Genomic DNA, 20,767 nt, shown 5'->3' with positions numbered 1-20,767 from the left:
CCCCGTTACACAAAATGCAGAGATGGCTTGCATAACGGGAGGTGTCCATATACGGGCAAGGCGCGGCCCTACCGCGCCGCCCCCGGGAATCCCCCGCCGAACGGTCAGAATGAGCACGCCCCCGGTTAGCGCGTTGCCTTACCAATCCTCTCCCTGGCCAAGAATACGCAGAATATCCTGACGATGCTGCAGCAGCAGCGGATTGTCGCGATGGCGAGGATACGCCAGCGGCAGCGCAAACTCGGCGATAATCCGCCCCGGCCGCGGCGACATAATTAACACCCGATCGCACAGTAGCAGCGCCTCTTCGATATCGTGAGTGACCAGCAGGCTGGTATAGCCCTGCTGCTGCCACAGGGCGATCAGCTCCCGCTGCATGCTGATGCGGGTAAGCGAATCCAGCTTGCCCAACGGTTCGTCGAGCAGCAGCAGACGCGGTTCATTCAGCAGCGCGCGCGCCAGCGCCGCACGCTGCGCCATCCCGCCGGAAAGCTGGCGCGGCAACGCCTCACTAAACGCCTGCAGACCCATTCGCGCAATCAGCGCGTCGGCCTTTGGCTCAAGCCCCTTTTTCCCCTGCGCCTGCGGCCCCAGCAGCACGTTTTGCCGCACCGTCAGCCACGGATAAAGGGTCGGGTCCTGAAACACCAGTATTCGCTCGGGCCCTGGCCCGCCCATCGCCGCCTCATCAATCTGAATTTGCCCGGCCTGCTGCGGCTCCAGGCCAGCCAGCAGCCGCAGCAGAGTGGATTTACCGCAGCCTGAAGGGCCGAGCAGCGCGACGCTTTCTCCGGGCCGCAGCTGCAGGCTGATATTCTCCAGCACCGGCACCGTCCGTTTGCCGAGGGTAAAAGCATGATGCAGATGGCTTATCGACACCGCCGCGCCGGTCGATGCCGCCTGAGAAGTGGCGTTCGCGGTTACCATTGCATCCCTCCCCGCTGCCAGCTCAGCAGCCGGTCGCGCACCATAAACAGCCCGCTAATCAGGCCGGAGCAAAGCAGCGCCATCACCAGCAGCGCCGCGTACATATTGGGATAGGCCGCCCAGCCCTGCGCCCACTGCAGATAAAAGCCGATCCCGGATTTCACGCCGACCATTTCGGCGACAATCAGCACCGAAAACGACGCGCCCAGCCCCATAAACAGGCCGACAAAAACGTTCGGCAACGCGGCGGGGATCGCCACGCGCAGGATCAGGAAACGCTGGCTGGCGCCCAGGGTGCGCGCCACGTCATACCACGCCTTATCGATGCCGATAACCCCGGACCAGGTCAGCACGGTCACCGGGAACCAGGTGCTGAGCGCGATCAGAAACACGCTGGCGCCAAAGCTGGAAGGGAAGATAAACAGGCACAGCGGCAGCAGCGCGGTGGACGGCACCGGCCCCAGCAGACGTAACACCGGATGCACCCAGTAGCCGATCCGCTGGGACCAGCCGATCGCCAGCCCGCTGATAAAACCGCAACTGGTGCCCAGCAGCACCCCGAGCCCGAGCAGCCCCAGCGAATGCAGAAGGCTATCGAGCAGGCGCGGCCAGTCATCGTGCAGCACCTCAATCAGCGCCTGCGGCGGCGCGAAAAACGGCACCGGCAAAAATGCCGTCTTTGCCGTCAGCCCTTCCCACAGCGCAAAGAGCAGCGGCAGCAGCGCCAGCCACTTTCCGGCATGCTGCAGACGCGTCCCCCGCTGCCGCCAGTAGCGGTAGCTCAGCGTCAGCACCAGCAGCCCGCCGCCGAGTGTGAACTGCGCCAGCGCCCACCCTTCGCTAAACGGCCAGCGCCGCCCGGCATCGGGCCAGGCCAGCGTATACAAGCCGCCCAGCAGCCACAGCGCGGCCGCCAGCCAGCCTTCCGTCCACCGCGGCCTGCCGCTTGCCGGGCGCGCCAGCGCCCGTTCAGGCGAAAACGTTGACATAAATGCTCTCCGCAAACTGATGGGGATCGGTTCCCGGTTTAATGACCTGCACCCGCTGAAGATCCACCGCGTACTGGGTCAGCTCTTTAACAAACGCTTCGCCCACCGCGTGATGACCGTGCCCCTGGCCGTGGAGAATGCCGCTGACCTCCGCCTCATTGGTATTCAGCGCATGGGCGAGGAAGGATTGCGCCACGCTCTCCGGGTGCGCGGCGGCATAGCTGTGCGCCTCAAGAATCGCCTGGGTGAGCGCGGCAGCGGCCGGTTTATGATCGCGCGCCAGGCTACCGCTGACCCCCAGTACGCAGCAGCTCAGCCTGGCATAATCGCCGGTCATATTGCTGGCGATAAGCTGATATTTACCGGTGTCCAGCAGACGATAGCTAAAGGGTTCGCTACCGCTGATGGCGGCGATTTCGCGTTTATCCAGCGCCACGCTGAGCAAATCCGCCGGATAGACTTTCCACTGCACATCGCTTATCGGATCGATACCGTGGCGCTTAAGCAAGATGGCGAAAAAGTTTTTATCCGGCCCGGCCATATCGGTGACGCCGATGGTTTGCCCCTTCAGGCTCTCCAGGCCGCCGAACGGCGAGTTTTTCGCCGTCAGCAGGTTCAGGCAGCCGCCGTGGGTTCCGGCGGTGAGCTTCACGTCGAAGCCCTGCTCCAGCGCCTTCAGCCAGCGCAGCGCCATCCCGACGCCAGCGTCGGCCTTGCCGGTGGCAATTGCCTCCAGCAGCACGTCCGTCGAGTTGCCGAAGTTAACGAACTCCACGTCGAGATTGTATTTACTGAAGATCTTCTGCTGCTCGGCGACGGCGACTGGCGCCAGGCACACCGCGCTTTTGTTAATCGCCAGCTTGATTTTGTACGGCTGCGCCAGGCGCAGGGCCGGGTGTTCCTCACCGCTCGCCATGGCCGCCATATCGTGAGCCCAAAGCGGCAGGGATGCGCCGGCCAGCGCAAGGCTGCCGGTCAAGCGTAAGAAACGACGGCGGGAAAAAGCAGAGGTTATCATGGCGTCGCCTCCGCATGGGCCTGCGCGGCAGGCACGCTAAAGCCGTTATCAAACGTCGGCGTCACGTCCAGCTTCGCGCGGATCAGCCCGTTGGCGAGATAAAAATCCGCCGTCGACTGCTGCTGGGCGACCGTCTTCGCGTTCAGAGGCTGCCACTGCGACTGGCGATTGGCAAACTGCGCGCGAGCGATATCCGCCGGGAAGCGAATAATCTCCCCCAGGGTTTTACCGTAGCTATCGAGATTGGCATACGCCCAGCGCTCGGCGCCGGCCAGGCGATTGAGGTAATCCTGCAGCGCCGCGCGCTTCTGCGGGTCCTTCAGGGCATCATCGGTTGCCGCCAGGAAGGTGTTGCCCGGCAGCAACCCTTTGCCGCTGACCAGGATCTGCCCCTCGGCGGTCTTCACCAGCTGCGTGGTGTACGGCTCCCAGGTCGCCCAGGCATCAACCGAACCGTTGAGCAGCGCCACTTTGGCGTCCACCGGACCGAGAAACACCCACTGCACATCCTTTGGCGAAATTCCCGCCTGCTCCAGCGCTTTCAGCGCCACAAAGTGGCCAATCGATCCTTTACCGGTAGCGATGCGTTTGCCTTTTAAATCCGCGGCGCTTTTCAACGCGCTACCGGGCGAGACCAGCACCGCGGTGCCGGCCGGGTTGCTTTTATCGACGGCGATGGCTTTAACCGGCGCGCCGTTAGCCAGCGCGAACAGCAGCGGCGCATCGCCGATTATCCCCGCATCCACCGCCCCGGCGTTAAGCGCTTCCGCCAGCGGCGCGGCGGCCGGAAACTCGGCCCATTTAATCTCATATGGGAGATTCTGCAGGGCGTTGGCGGCCTCCAGCTGCGAACGCATGCCGCCTTTTTGATCGGCAATTCGCAGGGTGATTCGCTCCTGAGCCGCCGCATAGCCGCTGAGGATCAGCAGCATGATCGCGCCGCCTAAAGCGGTAACATTAAATCTGCGCATGAGAATTATCCTTATTTTTGAAAAGCGTGTTTGCCGGCCGCCAGCCACGCGCTGTCGCTCTGCGGGGTGTGTACCCGTCCGCACAGCACGTTACGATAGTGGCGTTCCAGAGGATTTTGCCGACTCAGGCCATGGTTGCCGGTGAGCTCCAGCGCCAGGTTTACCGCCTGAATGGCATTGTCGGTAATCGTGACTTTCGCGAGATTCGCCTCAATGGCGGAAAAGCCCAGCTGCGCGGCCTTTTCCAGCAGACTGCGATTGACCAGTAGCCAGCCGTCAATCTGGCCGACTTTTTCCTGCACCCGCGGCAGGCTGGAAAGCGGTTGCCCAAGGCTCCCCGGGATACGCGTACCCAGCCAGGACACCAGCCAGTCGCGGGCCGCCCGCGCGATGCTGTCGTAAATTGCCGCCAGTAGCGCCGTGTGGCGGTTGGCAAACAGGCGAAACTGTTCAGCATCCGGCGCGGGAGGCGCATCGGCAGCCCATACATCCACCGCGTGATCGGCGGCCACCTGCACGTTGTTGAGCACCACTTCATGGCTGCCGGTTGCCCGCATTCCGCCGTGGTCCCAGCTTTTGACGACGCTAATACCGTCACTTTCGCGCGGCACCAGCCAGGTGCCGACCAGCGGCGGAGCGTCGTCGCTGCGGCCCCAGATGGCCAGCCAGCTCAGCCCCTCAATACCGGTGGTATAAATTTTATGGCCATTAATCTGCCACCCTTCCGCGCGGCGGGTCGCCACGGTTTGCGGCAGGCCGCCGCGCGCCGGGGAGCCCAGTTCCGGCTCCACGCGCAGGCTGTTGATCAATCCTCCCCGCTCAACGGCATCGTGAAAAACCCGCTGGCGCAGCGGCTCGGACCAGTTCTCGTTTTCCGCCAGCCGCAGATGATGCAGGTACTGCATGCAGACGATCAGCGCCGTCGCCGGTTCGCCCCAGGCAATAGCGGCAATAGCCTGCTGGAGCCTGGGAAGATCGGCACCTGCCCCGCCGTACTGCAGCGGTACGGCGAGGCTTAAAAAGCCGCGCTGGCGCAGACGGTCGATATTGTCGCGGGGAAAGTCGCCGCTGGCGTCGAGGCTGGCCGCCTGCTCCGCCATCAGCTGGCGAATCTCCGCGAGCCGTCGCGCCCACTCATCGGTAGCCGGATGGTTCACGATGCGCGCTCCGCCGCGGCGCGCAGGGCCGCTTTTTCGCGGGCGATCGGCAGCAGCGCTTTACCGTACTCCTGGGCATCGTTGAGCGGATCGAATCCGCGGATCAGGAAGTTGCGCACGCCGAGGTCGTAATAATCGAGCAGCGCGTCAGCAACCTGTTCCGGAGTGCCTACCAGCGCGGTAGAGTTGTGGCCGCCGCCCACCAGCTGCGCAATTCCGGTCCACAGACGTTTATCTACCACCTTGCCCTGCGCTGCGGTGGCCCGTAGACGCTGCGCCCCGACGCTGTCAGGCTTGGCTTTGAAGCCGTCCCCGCTCTGCGCCGCCCGTTCGGTGGCGACGTGCAGAATATGCTCGGCTTTTTCCCAGGCCTCAGCTTCGGTCGCGGCGATAATCGGCCGGAACGAGACGCTGAAGTCGATTTCTCGCTGATGTTTCGCCGCCTCGGCCCGCACGCGCTGGATGGTTTCCTCCGTTTGCGCCAGCGACTCGCCCCACAGAGCGAAAACATTGGCATGCTTGCCGGCCACGGCGATAGCGGCTTCCGACGAGCCGCCGAAGTAGAGAGGGATATGCGGTTTTTGCAGCGGGCGTATCGCCGACCACGCCTGTTCCGCCTGATAAAAGTCATTGGCGATATCCACCGGCTGTTCGGCGGTCCACACCGTGCGAAGGGTCTCAAGGAAGGCATCGGTGCGCGCATAGCGCTGGTCGTGATCGAGATAATCGCCGTCGCGGCGCTGCTCGGCGTCATTGCCGCCGCTGATGATATGCACCGCCAGCCGTCCGCCCAGCAGATGTTCAAGGGTAGCGAACTTACGCGCAGCGAGGGTCGGCGAGACAAAACCGGGACGATGAGCCAACAGGAAGCCGATCTTTTGCGTCGATAGGCCCGCCAGCGCGGTCACCAGAAATCCGTCGGGTTGATCGGACCAGTGGCCTACCAGCAGGCGGTCAAACCCGGCGGCCTCGTGGGTTTGCGCGAAACGCACGATGTAATCGCGGTCAAAAATGGGGCCGACCGGGGCGATGGTTTCCGACGACAGGCGGTGGCCGATCATGCCGAGAAATTGAATGCTCATGCAGAACTCCTTGTAGCAGGATAATGAGTGGGCCGCCGAGGCGGCGCGTTTTCATTACCCTATACACGGGCTCTTAATGAACAAAATGCATTTTTATCATATCTTAATATGCGAGATAAGCATTTATAAAAATTATATATACGTTTCAGCCAGATACGTTTAGCTGCTGAACGACTTTGCCGGCGAAAAAAGTCAGCGGCTGGCTCAGATTAGCCAGATTCTGCGCGTGAACCAGCCACAGATGCACCTCGGGCTGGAAATCCGCCAGCGTCAATATTGTCACCTCATCGCGCCACGGGCTGGCGGCCAGCGCGGCGCGCGGGACCAGGCCAAGCCCCAGCCCTTGCGCCACGAGGCTGATTTGCAGCTGAGCGCCGGCGGTCTCAACATTCAGCGCCAGACGCAGCCCCTGGGACTGCAGCTCGCGAATCAGCCCGGCCCGCAGGCCGCAGCCGTCGGGATTAAGCACCCAGCCTTTTTCCGCGCAGTCGCGCAGCGCCCCGGCGTGAAGACGCCAGCTTTTGGCCGCAATCACCGCAATATCCAGCGGGCACAGCAGGCGCCCGCCGTAGCCCTCAGCAAAGCGTTGCTGTTCCGGCCCCATCGCCAGCACGCCGTCCAGCTCGACGCTTTCAAGGCGCTTTTGCAGCAGCCCGCTCCAGCCGCAGGTCACCTGCGGTCTCAGGGCGGGAAACTGCTGGCGCAGCGCAGTCAGCGCCGGCTGCAGCGCAATTTCCGCCACGCTCTGCGGAACCCCGAGACGCAGGATGCCGTGCGGCTCGGCCTCGGGGTCGAGCAGGCCGTACAGCTTTTTGGTCTCCCGCTTGATGCTCAGGCACTGCTCGTAAACCCGGTGCCCGGCGGCGGTCAGGGTGAGCGGCCGGGTCTGACGCTCCAGCAGCGTCACGTTGAGGGTTTGCTCCAGTCGCTGAAGTCGGCGGGTTATCGCCGATTGGGTAATACCGAGATATTCCGCGGCCTGATTAAGCGAGGAGAACTGCACGGTGGCCAGCAGTGCGTCAATGTCGTCGATGCGCATAGCGTCCTTAATGTGATTTTTGCATATTAATATATGCGGAAATTGCATTTTAATTATATTAACGCCTTTGCTAGCGTAAAGACCAGTCCCGACAACAGGAAGCGACCATGACCGCACCGCGAGTGGAAAAATTACGCCAGTTTATTCAGGACCTTGATGCCCTGCATCGCGAATTTGCCGATGAGCCAGCCCTGCTTGACGCTGTGGCTCAGCGCCTGGCCACGCTGGTAAAAAAAGATGACTGGCTGCCGGAAGAGTACACCCTGCCGCACCCCCACCACTATCAGCAGTATCTACTGCATGCCGATTCCGGACAGCGATTTTCCATCGTCAGCTTCGTCTGGGGGCCAGGGCAATCGACGCCGATTCACGATCATCGGGTGTGGGGCGCCATCGGCATGCTGCGCGGCGCGGAGGAGAATCAGCGCTACCGCCTGGACGAGCGCGGCCAGCCGGTGGTCAGCGGCGTTGCCGAACGCCTCTCCCCTGGTGAAGTAGAAAAAGTCTCTTCCCGCGATGGCGATATTCACCGGGTGAGCAACGCCCTCGCGGATAGCGTCTCGATCAGTATTCACGTTTACGGCGGCAATATCGGCGGCGTCAGGCGCGCGGTTTATACCCCGGAAGGCCTCGTCAAACCTTTTGTCTCCGGTTACTCCAATCGCCACTTGCCCAATATCTGGGATCTCTCAAAGGATAATTAATATGCCCATCTGTTCTTATCGCCCGACCGCTCAGCTGCGCCAGGCGCTGCTTGACGGCGCGGAGCTGGCGCTGATCGATGTTCGCGAAGAGGCCGACTTTGCCCGCAGCCATCCGCTGTTTGCCGCTAATCTGCCGCTCAGCAAACTGGAGCTGGATGTTTTTCGACGCGTGCCGCGCCTGACGACGCCGATTACCGTCTATGACGGCGGCGAAGGTCTGGCGGAGCTGGCCGTCGAGCGCCTGCAGAGCTGGGGTTATCAGGATGTCGCGCTGCTGGAAGGCGGCCTCTCGGGGTGGCAACGCAGCGGCGGGGAGCTGTTTCAGGACGTGAATTCGCCGAGTAAAGCGTTCGGCGAGCTGGTAGAGAGCGAGCGGCATACCCCCTCGCTGAGCGCCGGGGAAGTGAAGGCGCTGCTCGAGGGTCAACAGGAGATGGTGGTCGTCGACGCGCGCCGTTTCGATGAGTATCACACCATGAATATCCCCGGCAGCATCAGCGTGCCCGGCGGGGAGCTGGCGCTGCGCATCGAGGGCCTGATTCCGTCACCGCAGGCGACGGTGATCGTCAACTGCGCGGGGCGCACGCGCAGTATTATCGGCACGCAGTCGCTGCGCAACGCCGGTTTGCCCAATCCGGTTTACGCGCTGCGCAACGGCACCATCGGCTGGACCTTAGCCGGGCTTGACCTTGAGCGCGGCCAGCAGCGCCGCTACGATGCCGATTTTCGCGCCTCAGTCGAACGCGCGACGGCGGTGAGACAGCTGGCGGAGCGCGCCGGCGTCGCCTTTATAGACACCGCAACCCTTCAGCGCTGGCTGCGGCAGCCCGCGCGTACGACTTACCTGTTTGACGTTCGCAGCCCGGAGGAGTACGCCGCAGGCCATCTGCCGCTGAGCGTTAGCGCGCCCGGCGGGCAGCTGGTGCAGGAAACCGACCATTTCGCCAGCGTGCGCGGAGCGCGGATTGTGCTGATTGCCGATGACGCGATACGCGCACCGATAACGGCGTCCTGGCTGGCGCAGATGGGGTGGGAAGTGGCGGTGTTAAATGATGCGCGCCCTGAAGACTTTAGCGAGCGCGGTACCCCCGCAGCCAAAGTACCGCCGGGGCCGCAGGCGGAGGAGATTTCGCCACAGCAGTTAGCGGAACAGCTGCGGGTACCCGGCACCGTGGTGCTGGACTTCACCACCAGCGCCAACTATGTCGCCCGGCATATCCCGGGCGCTTACTGGCTGGTTCGTTCGCAGCTGCGCCAGGCGCTGGAGGTGATACCGCAGGGAGAACGTTACGTTGTCACCTGCGGCAGCAGCCTGCTGGCCCGCTACGCGGTGCCGGAGGTAGCGGCTTTAACCGGTAAACCGGTGCAGCTGCTGAGCGGCGGCACCCTGGCGTGGATTGATGCCGGACTGGCGTTGGAGCATGGCGAGACGCATCTGGCGACGCCGCGTAGCGATCGCTATCAGCGCCCATATGAAGGTACCGATAACTCCCCGGCGGCAATGCAGGCCTACCTCGACTGGGAGTTCGGCCTGGTTGAACAGCTGGCGCGCGATGGTACGCACGGGTTTAAGGTATTGTGATTTCCCCCGCTCGCGCTGCGCTTAGCGGGGCTACGGGCCCCTGTACTCAGCTCCCGGGGGCGGCGCTAAGCGCCTGCCCGGGCTACAGGTTTACTGCCATCTGCCAGCCCGTAGCCCGGACAGATGCGCAGCATCGCCTCCGGGAAATTATGCCGCGCTGTTCTCTGCTCCCGGGGGCGGCGCAAAGCGCCCGCCCGGGCTACAGGTTTACCGCCATCTGCCATCCCGTAGCCCGGACATAGGCGCAGCATCGCCTCCGGGAGATTATGCCGCGCTGTACTCTGCTCCCGGGGTATAGCTGCGATCAGATCTCCGGCGTATTTTTAAAGCCCATCAGCATCAGCATCGGCTCCTGCTGCGACCCCGCGGGATCGAAATGATAGCGGTTGCCCTGACGGTCTCCGCCGATATACCACGAGATCTCGGTTTTGCCCTCAGCCAGCGCCTTGCGCACCGCTTTATCAACATCGATCGTCCGGTATTCACGCTTTGAATTAAGATACAAAACCCCATCAGAGCTGTAGTTGCAGGACGGACGATGATTCCAGGTCACGCTGTTTGCGCTCCAGTCGTTGCTCGCCGGATAGAGGAAAATCTGATCCGCGCCGTTGGTTTCCACTTTTCCACCGTAGATCCGCAACTGATATTTAAACAGCGAAGCGTCCTGACCCTGCGGCAGCGGCGGGATCGGGAATTTCACCAGCGTCATGGTTTCCGGGTTATGCGTGCGCCCGCCGTTTTTCCAGTTATCGCTGACCACCAGATTTTCCGGAGCGGCATGGGTCACCGTCGGCTCGGTGCTGTCCACCAGCGCGTTCTCCTCTACCGTGGAGAAGCCATAAGGCACCGCGCTGCCGCAGTCGATTCCCTTATTCATGCAGCGCTCGGTCATATAGTGCGCTGCCTCAACCGTCCAGCCGTTCATGAAATCCGCGTGCGCCGTATAGATGCTGCCCCAGCGCTCTTGACGCTTGTCGCCGTCCATGAGCGGATCCATCGAAAGCTGAATTTTTGCCGTATCCAGCGTTTTTATCTGCGGCAGAACGTATGCCACGTTCATGTTTACGGTCGGAATTTTCACCGGGTAATCGCCTGGACAGGCGCCATTGACGTCGTATGTCGCGTTACTGTGGCCGTGCGTCGGTTTCAGGTTGACGCCATCCCAGCAGTTGGGGAACTGGATACCGATATTAAACTGTACCGCATCCCCCGCTTTGCGCAGCCCGCAAATCTGATCGGCCTTATTGGTATAGCCATTGCCGTTGGCGCAGAGAAAGGTAATGCGCGAACTGGGAGCAGAACCGTGATGATCGCCCGCCAGCAGTTCGAGACCGGCCGGGAACGGATGCAGCGGATGCTGTTCGACTTTGCTGGTCTGGTAGTAGGTTTTTTGATAAGCCGGCGCGACCACCTGACCGTCCGGCAGCTTCAGCGATGGCGCCCAGTAGGCGGAGCTGTCAGCTTTGTTATCGCAGGTGGTTTCCGGCTGGTCGCGCAGCGTCTGATAGGTCGACACTGCGTCAGTATGGGTGTTGCCAAAAAAATCATGCCACATAGCCTGATTCGGTTTGCCGAACATCATAATGGCGTCATCGCCCAACGTATGGTGATAAGCGCAGACCACGTGGGCCTGCGGGCCGGCATGAGCAGAAAACGCGCCGGCGGCCAGCAGCGGCGCAAGAGTTAAAGCGAACGGGTTCAATTTCATTTTGCAATCCTCCTTGTTTGAAGGAGTGCAGAGATAGCAAACGCCCGCCGATGTTACACATCATCAAATATCATTTCGTCTCATCGGCCCGCACTATCAGGTTCGCGCATAATCCATGAGTACTGAAATGACTTCGGCGCCGGGAAATGCGTGCGCCGACGAAACGACCCCAGCAGCTGCGGCGTGCAGTAGGTACAGCTCCCCAGCCACTCCATGTTTTCTTCCGGCACCCCCGCGCTGCGCAGCAGGAGATGGGCAAAGGCCCGCAGATCGAACCAGACATTGTCGTCAGCGGTCGCTTGCGCCTGCTCCCCCACTGACGCCGCCTGATGGGGCAGGAAGAGCTGCTCCCGATGGCGCTTTGCCAGCTCGCCTGCGGGCATTGCCAGCAGAGCCTGATAGAAGTCGGCGGTGACTTCGTAGCAGCAGGCGTGAATATGCGGCCCGCTCACTACCACCAGATCTTGCGGGGCGACGTGATAACGCTGAAACAACGCCAGGCTATTTTCAATAATTCCGCTGGCCGCGCCGCGCCAGCCTGCGTGGACGCTACAAATATAGCGCCCATCGCGCGACGCCATCAGCAGCGGCAGACAGTCGGCGGTCACTACCCCTATCTTTTGTCCGCTGACGGCGGTAAACATCGCATCGGCATGGGGTCGCTCCGCCTGCGGCGCCAGATACTCATGCACGATGTTGCTGTGAACCAGTTTAACCGGCGCCATTTCGCTATAGGGAAAGGCGGCGGTTTCATGGACGTCGAGAAAGGCATACCGGATGCCGGGGATAGTGCTCAGTAAGCGGGAGGTAAAAGACATGATGCCCGGAAGAATCAATGGATGATGATTTAACCTATGCCAAAGTAGAGAGATGCGCAAGGCGAAGGACAGCGCCCCGGCTCGCGCTGCGCTTAGCCGGGCTACAAGCAACAAACTGCTGCGGGCCGGTAGCCCGGGCAAGGCGCGGGTTTACCGCGCCGTCCCCGGGAATAAACGAAAATGCTCAGGCCAGCGCGGCGCGCTTTTGTCGGCTCATCAGCCAGAACACCGCCACGCCCGCCAGCAGAATGCCGGGGGCGGACGCCGCCATCACCCCGACGGTGCCGGTGCCCAGCGCCAGCATTTTGCCAGCCAGCAGCGGACCGCTCATCGCGCCGAGACGGCCAATCGCCACCGCCGTTCCCACGCCCGTGGCGCGGATTTCGGTGCGATAGAACAGCGGAGCCAGCGCATACAGCACGCTCTGGCCGCCGGTGGCAAACAGGCCGGCGACAAAGCCGGAGAAGAGCATTGCGGTCAGCGAGGACGCGGTTCCCAGGGCCAGCAGCGACGCCAGCATGCCGATATAAATTAGCAGCGACATCCATAGCGGACTGAGCTTATCCATCAGCGCCCCCAGCAGCAACGTCCCGCAGGCGGCGCCGAACTGCAGGACAAACATCACCCCCGCCGCCTCGCTGGGGCTGAATCCCTGGCCAACTAACAGCATCGGCAGCCAGTTGATCAACATATAGACCACCAGCAGCGTAAAGAAATAGCACAACCACAGGAGCAGAGTAGCGGCGGCGTTGCCCGGCGCAAGGAGCGTGCGTAGCGGCACGCCCTGTGCGCTGCGCCGAAACGCCTGCGATTCCGGCAACCAGCGCATCAATAATGGCACCAGCAGCAGCGGAACGATACCGCCGACCCAGAACACCGTTTGCCAGGCCGCGGCAAGGCCGAAAAAGCCCAGCGCCGCTGCCAGCGCCGCGCCGATGGGCACGCCGCAGTACATCAGGCTGACCGCCCTGCCGCGAAAACGAGGACCCGCAGCCTCGGAGGTTAAAGCAATCAGATTCGGCAGCGCCGCGCCAAGCCCGACGCCGGTTAACAGGCGCGCCAGCAGCAGCGTCGGATAATTCCATGCCAGCGCAGTGGCGATTGAGAACAGGCCGAAGAGCAGCACCGAGCCGAGCAGAATTCGCTTGCGGCCGTAGCGATCCGCCAGCATGCCGCCCACCAGCGCGCCGGGCAGCAGGCCGAGGATCCCGGCGCTGAAAATCCAGCCCATCTGCATTTTATCCAGCGCGAACGCCTGCGCCATGCCGACGGCGGCGATGCCCGCCGCCTGGAGATCCAGCCCTTCCATCAGGGCCACCATAAAACAGAGCCCGACGGTTAACATCAGGCGCGAATTGCTTGCAGTCGTTGTTTGGGTCATAGGGTACCTTTGCGATATCCGGACAAGCGGAGCAGGTAAATGGCGGCTGATACGTTGCCAGCCGCGCGTTGCTTTTATTGATGACGATTGAGCAGGTCCAGCGCGACGTCGACGATCATATCCTCCTGACCGCCCACCATCCGCCGTTTGCCCAGTTCGACGAGGATATCCACCGCGCTCAGGCCGTAGCGCTCGGCGGCCACTTCGCTGTGGCGCAGAAAGCTGGAGTAAACCCCGGCATAGCCCAGCGCCAGCGTTTCGCGGTCAACCCGCACCGGGCGATCCTGCAGCGGGCGCACCAGCTCATCGGCGGCGTTCATCAGGGCATACAGATCGGTGCCATGATTCCAGCCGAGCTTATCGGCGGCGGCGATAAACACCTCCAGCGGCGCGTTGCCCGCACCGGCGCCCATCCCCGCCAGGCTGGCGTCGATGCGGTCGCAGCCCTCTTCCACCGCGGCGATGGAGTTGGCGACGCCGAGACTCAGGTTATGGTGCGCGTGCATCCCGGTGGCGGTTTCCGGCTTCAGCACCGATTTCAGGGCGCGGAAACGATCGCGAATATCGCGCATATTCATCGCCCCGCCGGAATCGACAACGTAGATACAGGTCGCGCCGTAGGATTCCATTTTCAGCGCCTGCTGCGCCAGCTGCTCCGGAGTGGTCATATGGCTCATCATCAGGAAGCCGACGGTGTCCATGCCCAGCTCGCGGGCGAAGGCGATATGCTGCGCGGAAACATCCGCCTCGGTGCAGTGGGTGGCCACGCGCACCACCCGCGCGCCTGCCTGATACGCATTTTTCAGGTCATGCAGGGTACCGATGCCGGGAAGCAGTAAAGTCGCGATCTTCGCCTGGCCAACCGACTCCGCCGCCGCTTCAATCCACTGCAGGTCGCTGTGCGCGCCGAAGCCGTAGTTAAAGCTGGAACCCTGCAGGCCGTCGCCGTGGGCTACTTCGATTGAATCCACTCCCGCGCTATCCAGCGCCCGGGCAATCTGGCGTACATTGTCGAGTGAGTATTGATGGCGAATCGCGTGCATCCCGTCGCGCAGAGTCACGTCGGAGATATAGAGTTTTTTGCCGTTCATGCTGCCTCTCCCGTCGCGTCATTCAGCGCCTGGGCCATTTTTTCCGCCGTCGCCAGCGCCGCCGACGTCATAATATCGAGGTTACCCGCGTAAGCGGGCAGATAGTGCGCCGCCCCTTCGACCTCGAGGTAAACCGCCGTTTTCAGGCCGGAGAAGCGGCCGACGCCCGGCAGATTCACCGGTTTATCTTCCGGGATGACCTCAAACTGCACCTGCTGCTTCAGGCGATATCCCGGCACATAGGCCTGCACCGCCGCCGCCATCTCGGCGATCGACTCGGCAACCGCCTGCTGCGATGCCGCTTCGCTCAGGACATAAACGGTATCGCGCATCATCAGCGGCGGCTCCGCCGGATTCAGCACGATAATCGCTTTGCCTTTCGCCGCGCCGCCCACTTTCTCAATGGCCTGCGAGGTGGTTTCGGTAAATTCATCAATGTTAGCGCGCGTCCCCGGTCCGGCAGATTTGCTGGCAATCGAGGCGACGATCTCCGCATAGTGCACTTTTGCCACTCTGGATACCGCCGCCACCATCGGGATAGTGGCCTGGCCGCCGCAGGTCACCATATTGACGTTACCCTCGGCAAGATTGGCCTCGAGATTGACCACCGGCACGCAGTACGGGCCGATGGCCGCTGGGGTCAGGTCGATCACGCGGATCCCCGGTTTGGCTTCCCGCAACGCGGCGTCGTTTTTCACGTGCGCCCCGGCGCTGGTGGCGTCAAAAACCACATCGATATCGGCGAATTCCGCCATCTGCATCAGCCCGCCAACGCCCTCGTGGGTGGTGGCGATGCCCATACGCCGGGCGCGGGCCAGGCCGTCAGACTCAGGGTCGATGCCGACCATCACCGCCATCTCCAGGTGCTGCCCGTGGCGCAGAATTTTGATCATTAAATCGGTGCCGATATTGCCGGAGCCGATAATGGCGACTTTACGTTTACTCATCACGCTGTTCCTCTTCGGCGACAAAGGTCGCCGCCACTGAACCTAAACCGTCGATATGGGCGATAAAACGATCGCCGGCGGTAATCGCCACCATCGGGCCTAACGCTCCGGTGAGCACGATATCGCCCGCCCGCAGCGGCTCGCCGAGGCTGGCCATTTTGCGCGCCAGCCACACCGCCGCGTTCAGCGGATGGCCAAGGCATTCGCTGCCGCGCCCGCTGGAGACCTCTTCCTCGTTACGGGTCATGCGCATCACGCAATGTTTCAGATCCAGCCCATCCGGGCGCCGCGCCGGACTGCCCAAAACGTAAACGCCGCAGGAGGCGTTATCGGCGACCGTATCGACAAAGCCAATCGACCAGTCGCGGATACGGCTGCCGACCACTTCCAGCGCCGGCAGCACCCAGTCGATGGCGGCGTATAGTTCATCAAAAGTGGTATCGGCATGCGGCAGATCCTGTTTCAGCACCAGGGCGATTTCGGCTTCCACCTTCGGCTGCAGCACCCGGGAGAACGGCACATTGGCGTTATCGCCGTAGCACATGTCGGCAAACAGGGTGCCGAAGTCCGGCTGGTCAACGCCCAGCTGCTGCTGCACTTTAGGATGGGTCAATCCCACCTTGCGTCCCACCACCCGGCGGCCGTTCGCCACGTGGTGCTGCACGTTCATCCGCTGGATAGCATAGGCCGCTTCGGCGTTGTCGACGCCGAGGAGAGATCGCAGCGGTTCAATCGCCTGGCCGCGACTTTCCGCCTCACGCAACCGTTGCGCCAGGTGTTCAAGAGATAAAGTTGTCATTCGGCTTCCTCAGGCACGTGCCAGAAAATCGAGCACCAGTTGGTTAAAACTCTCCGCGTGCTCCCACTGCGCCCAGTGGCCGCAGTCGCGATAGATATGCAGTTCAGAACCGTTAATGCCCGCCAGCAGGCGCAGCCCGGCGTCCATCGGCACGAAGCGATCGTTACGCCCCCAGACGATCAGTGTCTGCGCGCGGATTTCGCCGAGACGCGGGCTAAAGTCCGGGAACTGCTTCGGGTTGGCTTCGAGACTTTTGACGAAATTATCCAGATGCTCCCGGCGCGATAGCATATTGTTAAGACGCGCTTCGAACAGGGCGTCAGTCAGATCGCGGGTATCGAAAACAAAGATGTTCATCATCTTTTTCAGGTTTTCGATGGTCGGTTCGCGATACAGGCCGTTCAGCAGCTTGATGCCTTCCGTCGGCATCGGCGTAAACAGGCTCATGCCGCCGGTTCCGCCGCCCATCAGCACCAGTTTGCCGACGCGCTCCGGCCAGCTGAGGGTAAAGGCCACCGCGCTGTGTCCGCCCATCGAGTTGCCCAGCAAATGCACGTTGCTGATATCCAGCTGATCAATGACGCTTTTCAGCACCCGGGCGTTCAGGTCGGAGCGGGAGCCGAGATTGACGATAGCATCGCTTTTCCCCCAGCCGGGGCAGTCCAGCAGAATGACCCGATAGCCCGCCTCCACCAGCGGGTCGATATTGCGGCTAAAGTTGGCCCAGCCGGTAGCTCCGGGGCCGGAGCCGTGCAGCATCACCACGGTTTCGTCACCCTGGCCGCAGTCATTAAAATGGATGCGTAATGTTTCTCCGCCCTCTTCCACGTTGAGAAAGCGGCTGGTGGCGGCTTCGGTTTGCGGTTGGTAGCTCATCATATTCTCCCGTTAATTCAGTTCTGCACTGTGGCGCTCAGCGAGCCAAACCCGGCAATCCACTCGGGGATTGGTCGGTAATAGCGACCTTCGCAGCGCCAGCGGCCAAATGCGGATAGCGCGGCAAAGGCGGCCACCCAGGTTTTAATTTCGTGCGTTGATTTCCCGGCCATTGCCGACAGCTCTTCGTTACTGACGGCGTCCAGCTCCGCCAGCCGCCCCTGCTCCAGCAGGCTCATGAAGCGGGTATCCCAGACCGGATTGAGCGGATAGAGCGAGTGCTGATCCTCGATAAACTGCTTCGCCGCGCTAATCACGCGCTGCTGGCGCAGTTCCCGTTCGTCCGGCGGCAGCTGCCTGCCGCTGCCCAGCAGCCGGTCGCGCATATGGGCATCGGCCTTCGCCAGCTCCGGTACCGGCGGCTGATGCGACAGGCCGCCGGAGCCGAGGATTAATACCCGTTTATTGAGGGTGGTCAGAAAGCGGCCGATGGCTTCGCCCAGCATGCGGGTACGCTGAAAGCCCGGCAGCGGCGACGCGACGCCGTTGATAAACACCGGCAGAACCGGCAACGTATCCAGCCCGCCGAGCAGGAACTCCAGCGGTTGCGCGAAGCCGTGATCCACCTGCATGCAGTAGGAGACCGCCAGATCGATGCCCTCCTTCATCACAGCGTGGGCGCAGGCCTCCGCCAGCGCCGTCGGCACCGGCAGAACGCCGCTGGCGCTGCTGAAATCGCCGATAGAAGTTGCGCCGATGCCTAAACAGAACGGCGGCATCACATCGTAGAAAAAGCCGTTGTAGTGATCGGGGGCAAACAGCACCACCAGCTCCGGATCGAAGGCGGCAATACGCGCCCGCGCGTCGGCAATGGTGCCGTTAACTTCGTCCAGCACCGCCTGTTCCGGGTCAACGTAACCCACCAGCGGCGTATGCGAGAGGCAATGAAGATAAGCGTTCATATCAGGCCACCTGTTCAATCACGGTTGGCGCTTGCGCGGAGGCCAGCTGCATCTTGCTCGCCAGCGCGTTGAGCTTTTTGCCGAGGGTTTGCGGGATAGCCACGGTCGCGACGAAGCGATCCGGACGCACCACGGCGATGGCGGTATCGTGCTGCGCGAACCAGTTTTTCAGGCGGTTTTGCGTATCGCCCACGCGGATAACGCCGGGCACGTTGTCCTGATCGCAATGAATCTGCACTTCCGGCACGACCTGGATGAACTGCACCCCGACCGCGCGCCAGAGCGCAATCTGCTCGTCGGTGAGCCCCCACCGGGGATTGCAGCCCCAGGCGATAATGGCGAACCTGGCGCCAATCACCTCATCGAGCAGCGTCACCTGCCCCGTTTCCAGCGTGACCTTCGGCTGGATAAACATTTTGCCAACCGGAGACGTTTTGCCTTCGCCTTCCGCCAGCAGCGCGCCGTCGCGGTACTGCGGCATCGGCTTGAAACGCATTTCAAGGAAGTAGCGTTTGACCGGCGGCAGATAATTCAGCAGCCACGAAATTCCGTCGCGCACCGCGCCGTGCCAGCGTTTCGGCGGCGCCAGGACGTTGCCGGCGGTGACCGACAGGTCGATCATCGCTTTGGCGTGATCGCGCCGCTCCTGCTGGTAGCTGTCCAGCAGCGCCTCTCCGGCTTTGCCGTTCACCACCAGCGCCAGTTTCCAGGCCAGGTTAAAAGCATCGCGCATACCGCTGTTGTAACCCTGTCCCTGCCAGACCGGCATGATGTGCGCCGCGTCGCCCGCCAGCAGCACGCGATCGACGCGAAAGCGTTCGGCGATGCGTGCGTTATGGGTATAGACGCGCTGGCGAATCAGTTCGACGTTATCCGGGTCCGGCAGCACTTTGCTCAATAGCTGGCGCATCTTGTGCGGCTCGCTGAGCTGGGCTTCGGTTTCGCCGGGCATGACCATAAATTCGAAACGCCTGACGCCGTGCGGCAGCGCGGCGGAGACGTACGGGCGCACCGGGTCGCAGCACAGATAGACATGCGGCGTCGCCAGCGGATCGTTGGCAATATCGATAACAATCCATTGATTCGGCGCGGTTTTCCCTTCAAAAGGAATGTTCAGCGTGCGGCGAATAAAGCTGGCTCCGCCGTCGCAGGCCACCAGCCAGTCGGCGCGAACGGTTTCCCGCTCGCCGCCGCTGCCTTTAACATTTAACGTGACACCGTCACTATTCTGGCTAAAGGCTTCAACTTCGCGGGAAAACAGGCAGCGCACGTGGGGAAAGCGGCTGAGTCCGTCGTACAGCACGGCATCGACCTGCGGTTGAATAAACGCGTTACGGCGCGACCAGCCAAACTCGTCGGTCATCGGCTGAATATCGGCAAAGCAGCGCCCCTTGGGGGTGAGAAAGCGCATCGCGTGCCACGGCGTGGTATGCGGCAGCACGTTATCTACCAGCCCCACGGACTGCATCGCCCGCAGCGCCTCATCGTCGATACCGATGGCGCGGGGATAATCGATCAGCGACTCGAGCTTCTCGATCAGCACCACGCTGACGCCCATCTGCCCGAGGTAGTTGGCGATCGTCAGGCCAACCGGGCCGGCGCCGGCAATCGCGACCTGCGCGCTGTGCTGTACGGCGGGCTGGATATCAGGATTGGATGTTGTCATTTTCAAAACCTCACGCTTCGGACAAATTGCCGCCACTGCACTAATGTCAGCGAGGCAATTTGTTAACTAAATGTGAATTTATTTTTATTGTGAGGTCAGTATAGGGTTGGCGATTTACGCTACAATCAAAACATCACCTGATGTGCACCTGGTGCACAAGCTTGTTTAAACTGATTTTTATTGAGGATGCATGAACGAGAATTCGTCGGCGGAATACAAAACGGTACGCGGATTGAGCCGCGGATTATTGTTATTAAATTTGTTAAATAAATTCGACGGAGGCGCGACGGTCAGCACCCTGGCCGAGTTTAGCGGTCTGCATCGTACGACCGTCAGGCGGCTGCTGGAAACGCTGCAGGATGAGGGTTACGTGCGCCGCAGCCGCTCCGATGACAGCTTTCGCCTGACGATTAAAGTGCGTCAGTTAAGTGAGGGATTTCGTGACGAACATTGGATTTCTGCCCTCGCCACGCCGCTGCTTGGCGAGCTGCTGCGCGAGGTTTTATGGCCGACCGATATCACCACCCTGGACGTTGATGCGATGGTGGTGCGCGAAACCACCCACCGCTTCAGCCGCCTCTCCTTCCACCGGGCAATGGTCGGCCGCCGCCTGCCGCTGCTGCTGACCGCCTCCGGGTTAACCTGGCTGGCTTTCGCGCCGGAACACGAACGACGCCCGATCATCGATATGCTGGCTGCCCGCCCGGAAGCGGAGTATCAGCTGGCGCGCGAGCCGGAAAAACTGGCCGCCATTCTCGAACGCACCCGGCAAAACGGCTACGGTGAAAACTTTCGCGGCTGGCAGCAGGAGGAAAAAATCGCCTCCATTGCCGTTCCCGTTCGCCGCCAGCAGCGGGTTATCGGCTGCCTGAACCTGGTCTATATGGCCAAAGCCATGACCATTGACCAGGCGGCGCAAAAGTATCTCGCCTCGCTGCAGAAGGTCGCTACCCGCATAGAAGAACGGATGTCCGATGAAGAGGTGTTTTACCAATAACCTTGTCCATAGGGGGTAAATCGCCCGTCAGCCATTGCGCCCGGACTCGTTAT

Annotated in this window: 18 protein-coding genes and 1 pseudogene; 3 read left to right on the top strand and 16 right to left on the bottom strand. The window is 61.8% G+C overall.

Going from position 1 to position 20,767, the window contains the following annotated elements; translation table 11 throughout:
• Positions 1-138: 138 nt before the first annotated feature.
• From ABLV11_RS23335 to ABLV11_RS23305, 7 genes and pseudogenes are all read right to left on the bottom strand, one after another.
• Positions 139-927, bottom strand: a complete 789-nt coding sequence (locus ABLV11_RS23335; RefSeq protein WP_004102846.1) for an ATP-binding cassette domain-containing protein — start codon at positions 925-927, stop codon at positions 139-141.
• Positions 921-1,916, bottom strand: coding sequence for an ABC transporter permease subunit (locus ABLV11_RS23330; protein ID WP_126489230.1), 996 nt, complete (start codon positions 1,914-1,916; stop codon positions 921-923). Before ABLV11_RS23330 ends, ABLV11_RS23335 begins: the two co-directional genes overlap by 7 nt.
• Positions 1,897-2,934 (bottom strand): ABC transporter substrate-binding protein, encoded by a 1,038-nt coding sequence (locus ABLV11_RS23325; protein ID WP_004113549.1) that lies wholly within the window; start codon positions 2,932-2,934, stop codon positions 1,897-1,899. Before ABLV11_RS23325 ends, ABLV11_RS23330 begins: the two co-directional genes overlap by 20 nt.
• Positions 2,931-3,905, bottom strand: coding sequence for an ABC transporter substrate-binding protein (locus ABLV11_RS23320; RefSeq protein WP_126489231.1), 975 nt, complete (start codon positions 3,903-3,905; stop codon positions 2,931-2,933). Before ABLV11_RS23320 ends, ABLV11_RS23325 begins: the two co-directional genes overlap by 4 nt.
• 11 nt (positions 3,906-3,916) lie before the next feature.
• A complete protein-coding gene (locus ABLV11_RS23315) occupies positions 3,917-5,062 on the bottom strand; it encodes an acyl-CoA dehydrogenase family protein (RefSeq protein ID WP_049121698.1) in 1,146 nt (381 codons plus the stop codon).
• Positions 5,040-6,144 (bottom strand): annotated as a pseudogene (locus ABLV11_RS23310) (LLM class flavin-dependent oxidoreductase). Before ABLV11_RS23310 ends, ABLV11_RS23315 begins: the two are co-directional and overlap by 23 nt.
• A 145-nt stretch (positions 6,145-6,289) precedes the next feature.
• A complete protein-coding gene (locus ABLV11_RS23305; protein WP_004102856.1) occupies positions 6,290-7,183 on the bottom strand; it encodes a LysR family transcriptional regulator in 894 nt (297 codons plus the stop codon).
• 107 nt (positions 7,184-7,290) lie between these two features.
• Here ABLV11_RS23305 and ABLV11_RS23300 point away from each other — a divergent pair, with 107 nt between their 5' ends.
• Together ABLV11_RS23300 and ABLV11_RS23295 are read left to right on the top strand one after the other, a co-directional pair.
• Complete coding sequence (locus ABLV11_RS23300) at positions 7,291-7,887, top strand: cysteine dioxygenase (protein WP_004102858.1); 597 nt, start codon at positions 7,291-7,293, stop codon at positions 7,885-7,887.
• A gap of 1 nt (position 7,888) precedes the next feature.
• Complete coding sequence (locus tag ABLV11_RS23295) at positions 7,889-9,469, top strand: rhodanese homology domain-containing protein (RefSeq protein ID WP_126489232.1); 1,581 nt, start codon at positions 7,889-7,891, stop codon at positions 9,467-9,469.
• Between the two features lie 304 nt (positions 9,470-9,773).
• Here the strand turns inward: ABLV11_RS23295 and ABLV11_RS23290 are convergent, their stop codons facing one another.
• The 9 genes from ABLV11_RS23290 to ABLV11_RS23250 all read right to left on the bottom strand — a co-directional run bounded on the left by ABLV11_RS23290 (position 9,774) and on the right by ABLV11_RS23250 (position 19,717).
• Complete coding sequence (locus ABLV11_RS23290; RefSeq protein WP_126489234.1) at positions 9,774-11,177, bottom strand: DUF1996 domain-containing protein; 1,404 nt, start codon at positions 11,175-11,177, stop codon at positions 9,774-9,776.
• A gap of 80 nt (positions 11,178-11,257) precedes the next feature.
• Positions 11,258-11,995: a polyphenol oxidase family protein gene (locus ABLV11_RS23285; protein WP_004102865.1), complete on the bottom strand. Its 738-nt coding sequence runs from the start codon at positions 11,993-11,995 to the stop codon at positions 11,258-11,260.
• A 184-nt stretch (positions 11,996-12,179) separates the two neighbouring features.
• Positions 12,180-13,376, bottom strand: coding sequence for a 3-(3-hydroxy-phenyl)propionate transporter MhpT (gene mhpT, locus ABLV11_RS23280; protein WP_023321160.1), 1,197 nt, complete (start codon positions 13,374-13,376; stop codon positions 12,180-12,182).
• A gap of 74 nt (positions 13,377-13,450) precedes the next feature.
• A complete protein-coding gene (gene mhpE / locus ABLV11_RS23275) occupies positions 13,451-14,467 on the bottom strand; it encodes a 4-hydroxy-2-oxovalerate aldolase (protein ID WP_126489235.1) in 1,017 nt (338 codons plus the stop codon).
• On the bottom strand, positions 14,464-15,414 hold the full coding sequence (gene mhpF / locus ABLV11_RS23270) for an acetaldehyde dehydrogenase (RefSeq protein ID WP_126489236.1): 951 nt from the start codon (positions 15,412-15,414) through the stop codon (positions 14,464-14,466). The genes mhpE and mhpF overlap by 4 nt, the downstream gene beginning before the upstream one ends.
• A complete protein-coding gene (mhpD, locus tag ABLV11_RS23265; RefSeq protein ID WP_024274311.1) occupies positions 15,407-16,213 on the bottom strand; it encodes a 2-keto-4-pentenoate hydratase in 807 nt (268 codons plus the stop codon). Before mhpD ends, mhpF begins: the two co-directional genes overlap by 8 nt.
• A gap of 9 nt (positions 16,214-16,222) precedes the next feature.
• Positions 16,223-17,089, bottom strand: coding sequence for a 2-hydroxy-6-oxonona-2,4-dienedioate hydrolase (gene mhpC, locus ABLV11_RS23260; protein ID WP_348855841.1), 867 nt, complete (start codon positions 17,087-17,089; stop codon positions 16,223-16,225).
• Between the two features lie 17 nt (positions 17,090-17,106).
• Positions 17,107-18,051, bottom strand: a complete 945-nt coding sequence (gene mhpB, locus ABLV11_RS23255; protein WP_004102884.1) for a 2,3-dihydroxyphenylpropionate/2,3-dihydroxicinnamic acid 1,2-dioxygenase — start codon at positions 18,049-18,051, stop codon at positions 17,107-17,109.
• 1 nt (position 18,052) lies between these two features.
• Complete coding sequence (locus ABLV11_RS23250; protein ID WP_126489238.1) at positions 18,053-19,717, bottom strand: bifunctional 3-(3-hydroxy-phenyl)propionate/3-hydroxycinnamic acid hydroxylase; 1,665 nt, start codon at positions 19,715-19,717, stop codon at positions 18,053-18,055.
• Positions 19,718-19,907: 190 nt separating this feature from the next.
• Between ABLV11_RS23250 and ABLV11_RS23245 the strand changes: the two genes are divergently transcribed.
• Positions 19,908-20,714 (top strand): DNA-binding transcriptional regulator, encoded by an 807-nt coding sequence (locus ABLV11_RS23245; RefSeq protein ID WP_126489239.1) that lies wholly within the window; start codon positions 19,908-19,910, stop codon positions 20,712-20,714.
• Positions 20,715-20,767: the final 53 nt, after the last annotated feature.

It is taken from the genome of Klebsiella sp. GW_Kp181 (assembly GCF_040062315.1).
GTDB lineage: Bacteria > Pseudomonadota > Gammaproteobacteria > Enterobacterales > Enterobacteriaceae > Klebsiella > Klebsiella oxytoca.
The sequence above is the reverse complement of the archived record's forward strand: the minus strand, read 5'-3'. Positions and strand labels throughout refer to the sequence as shown.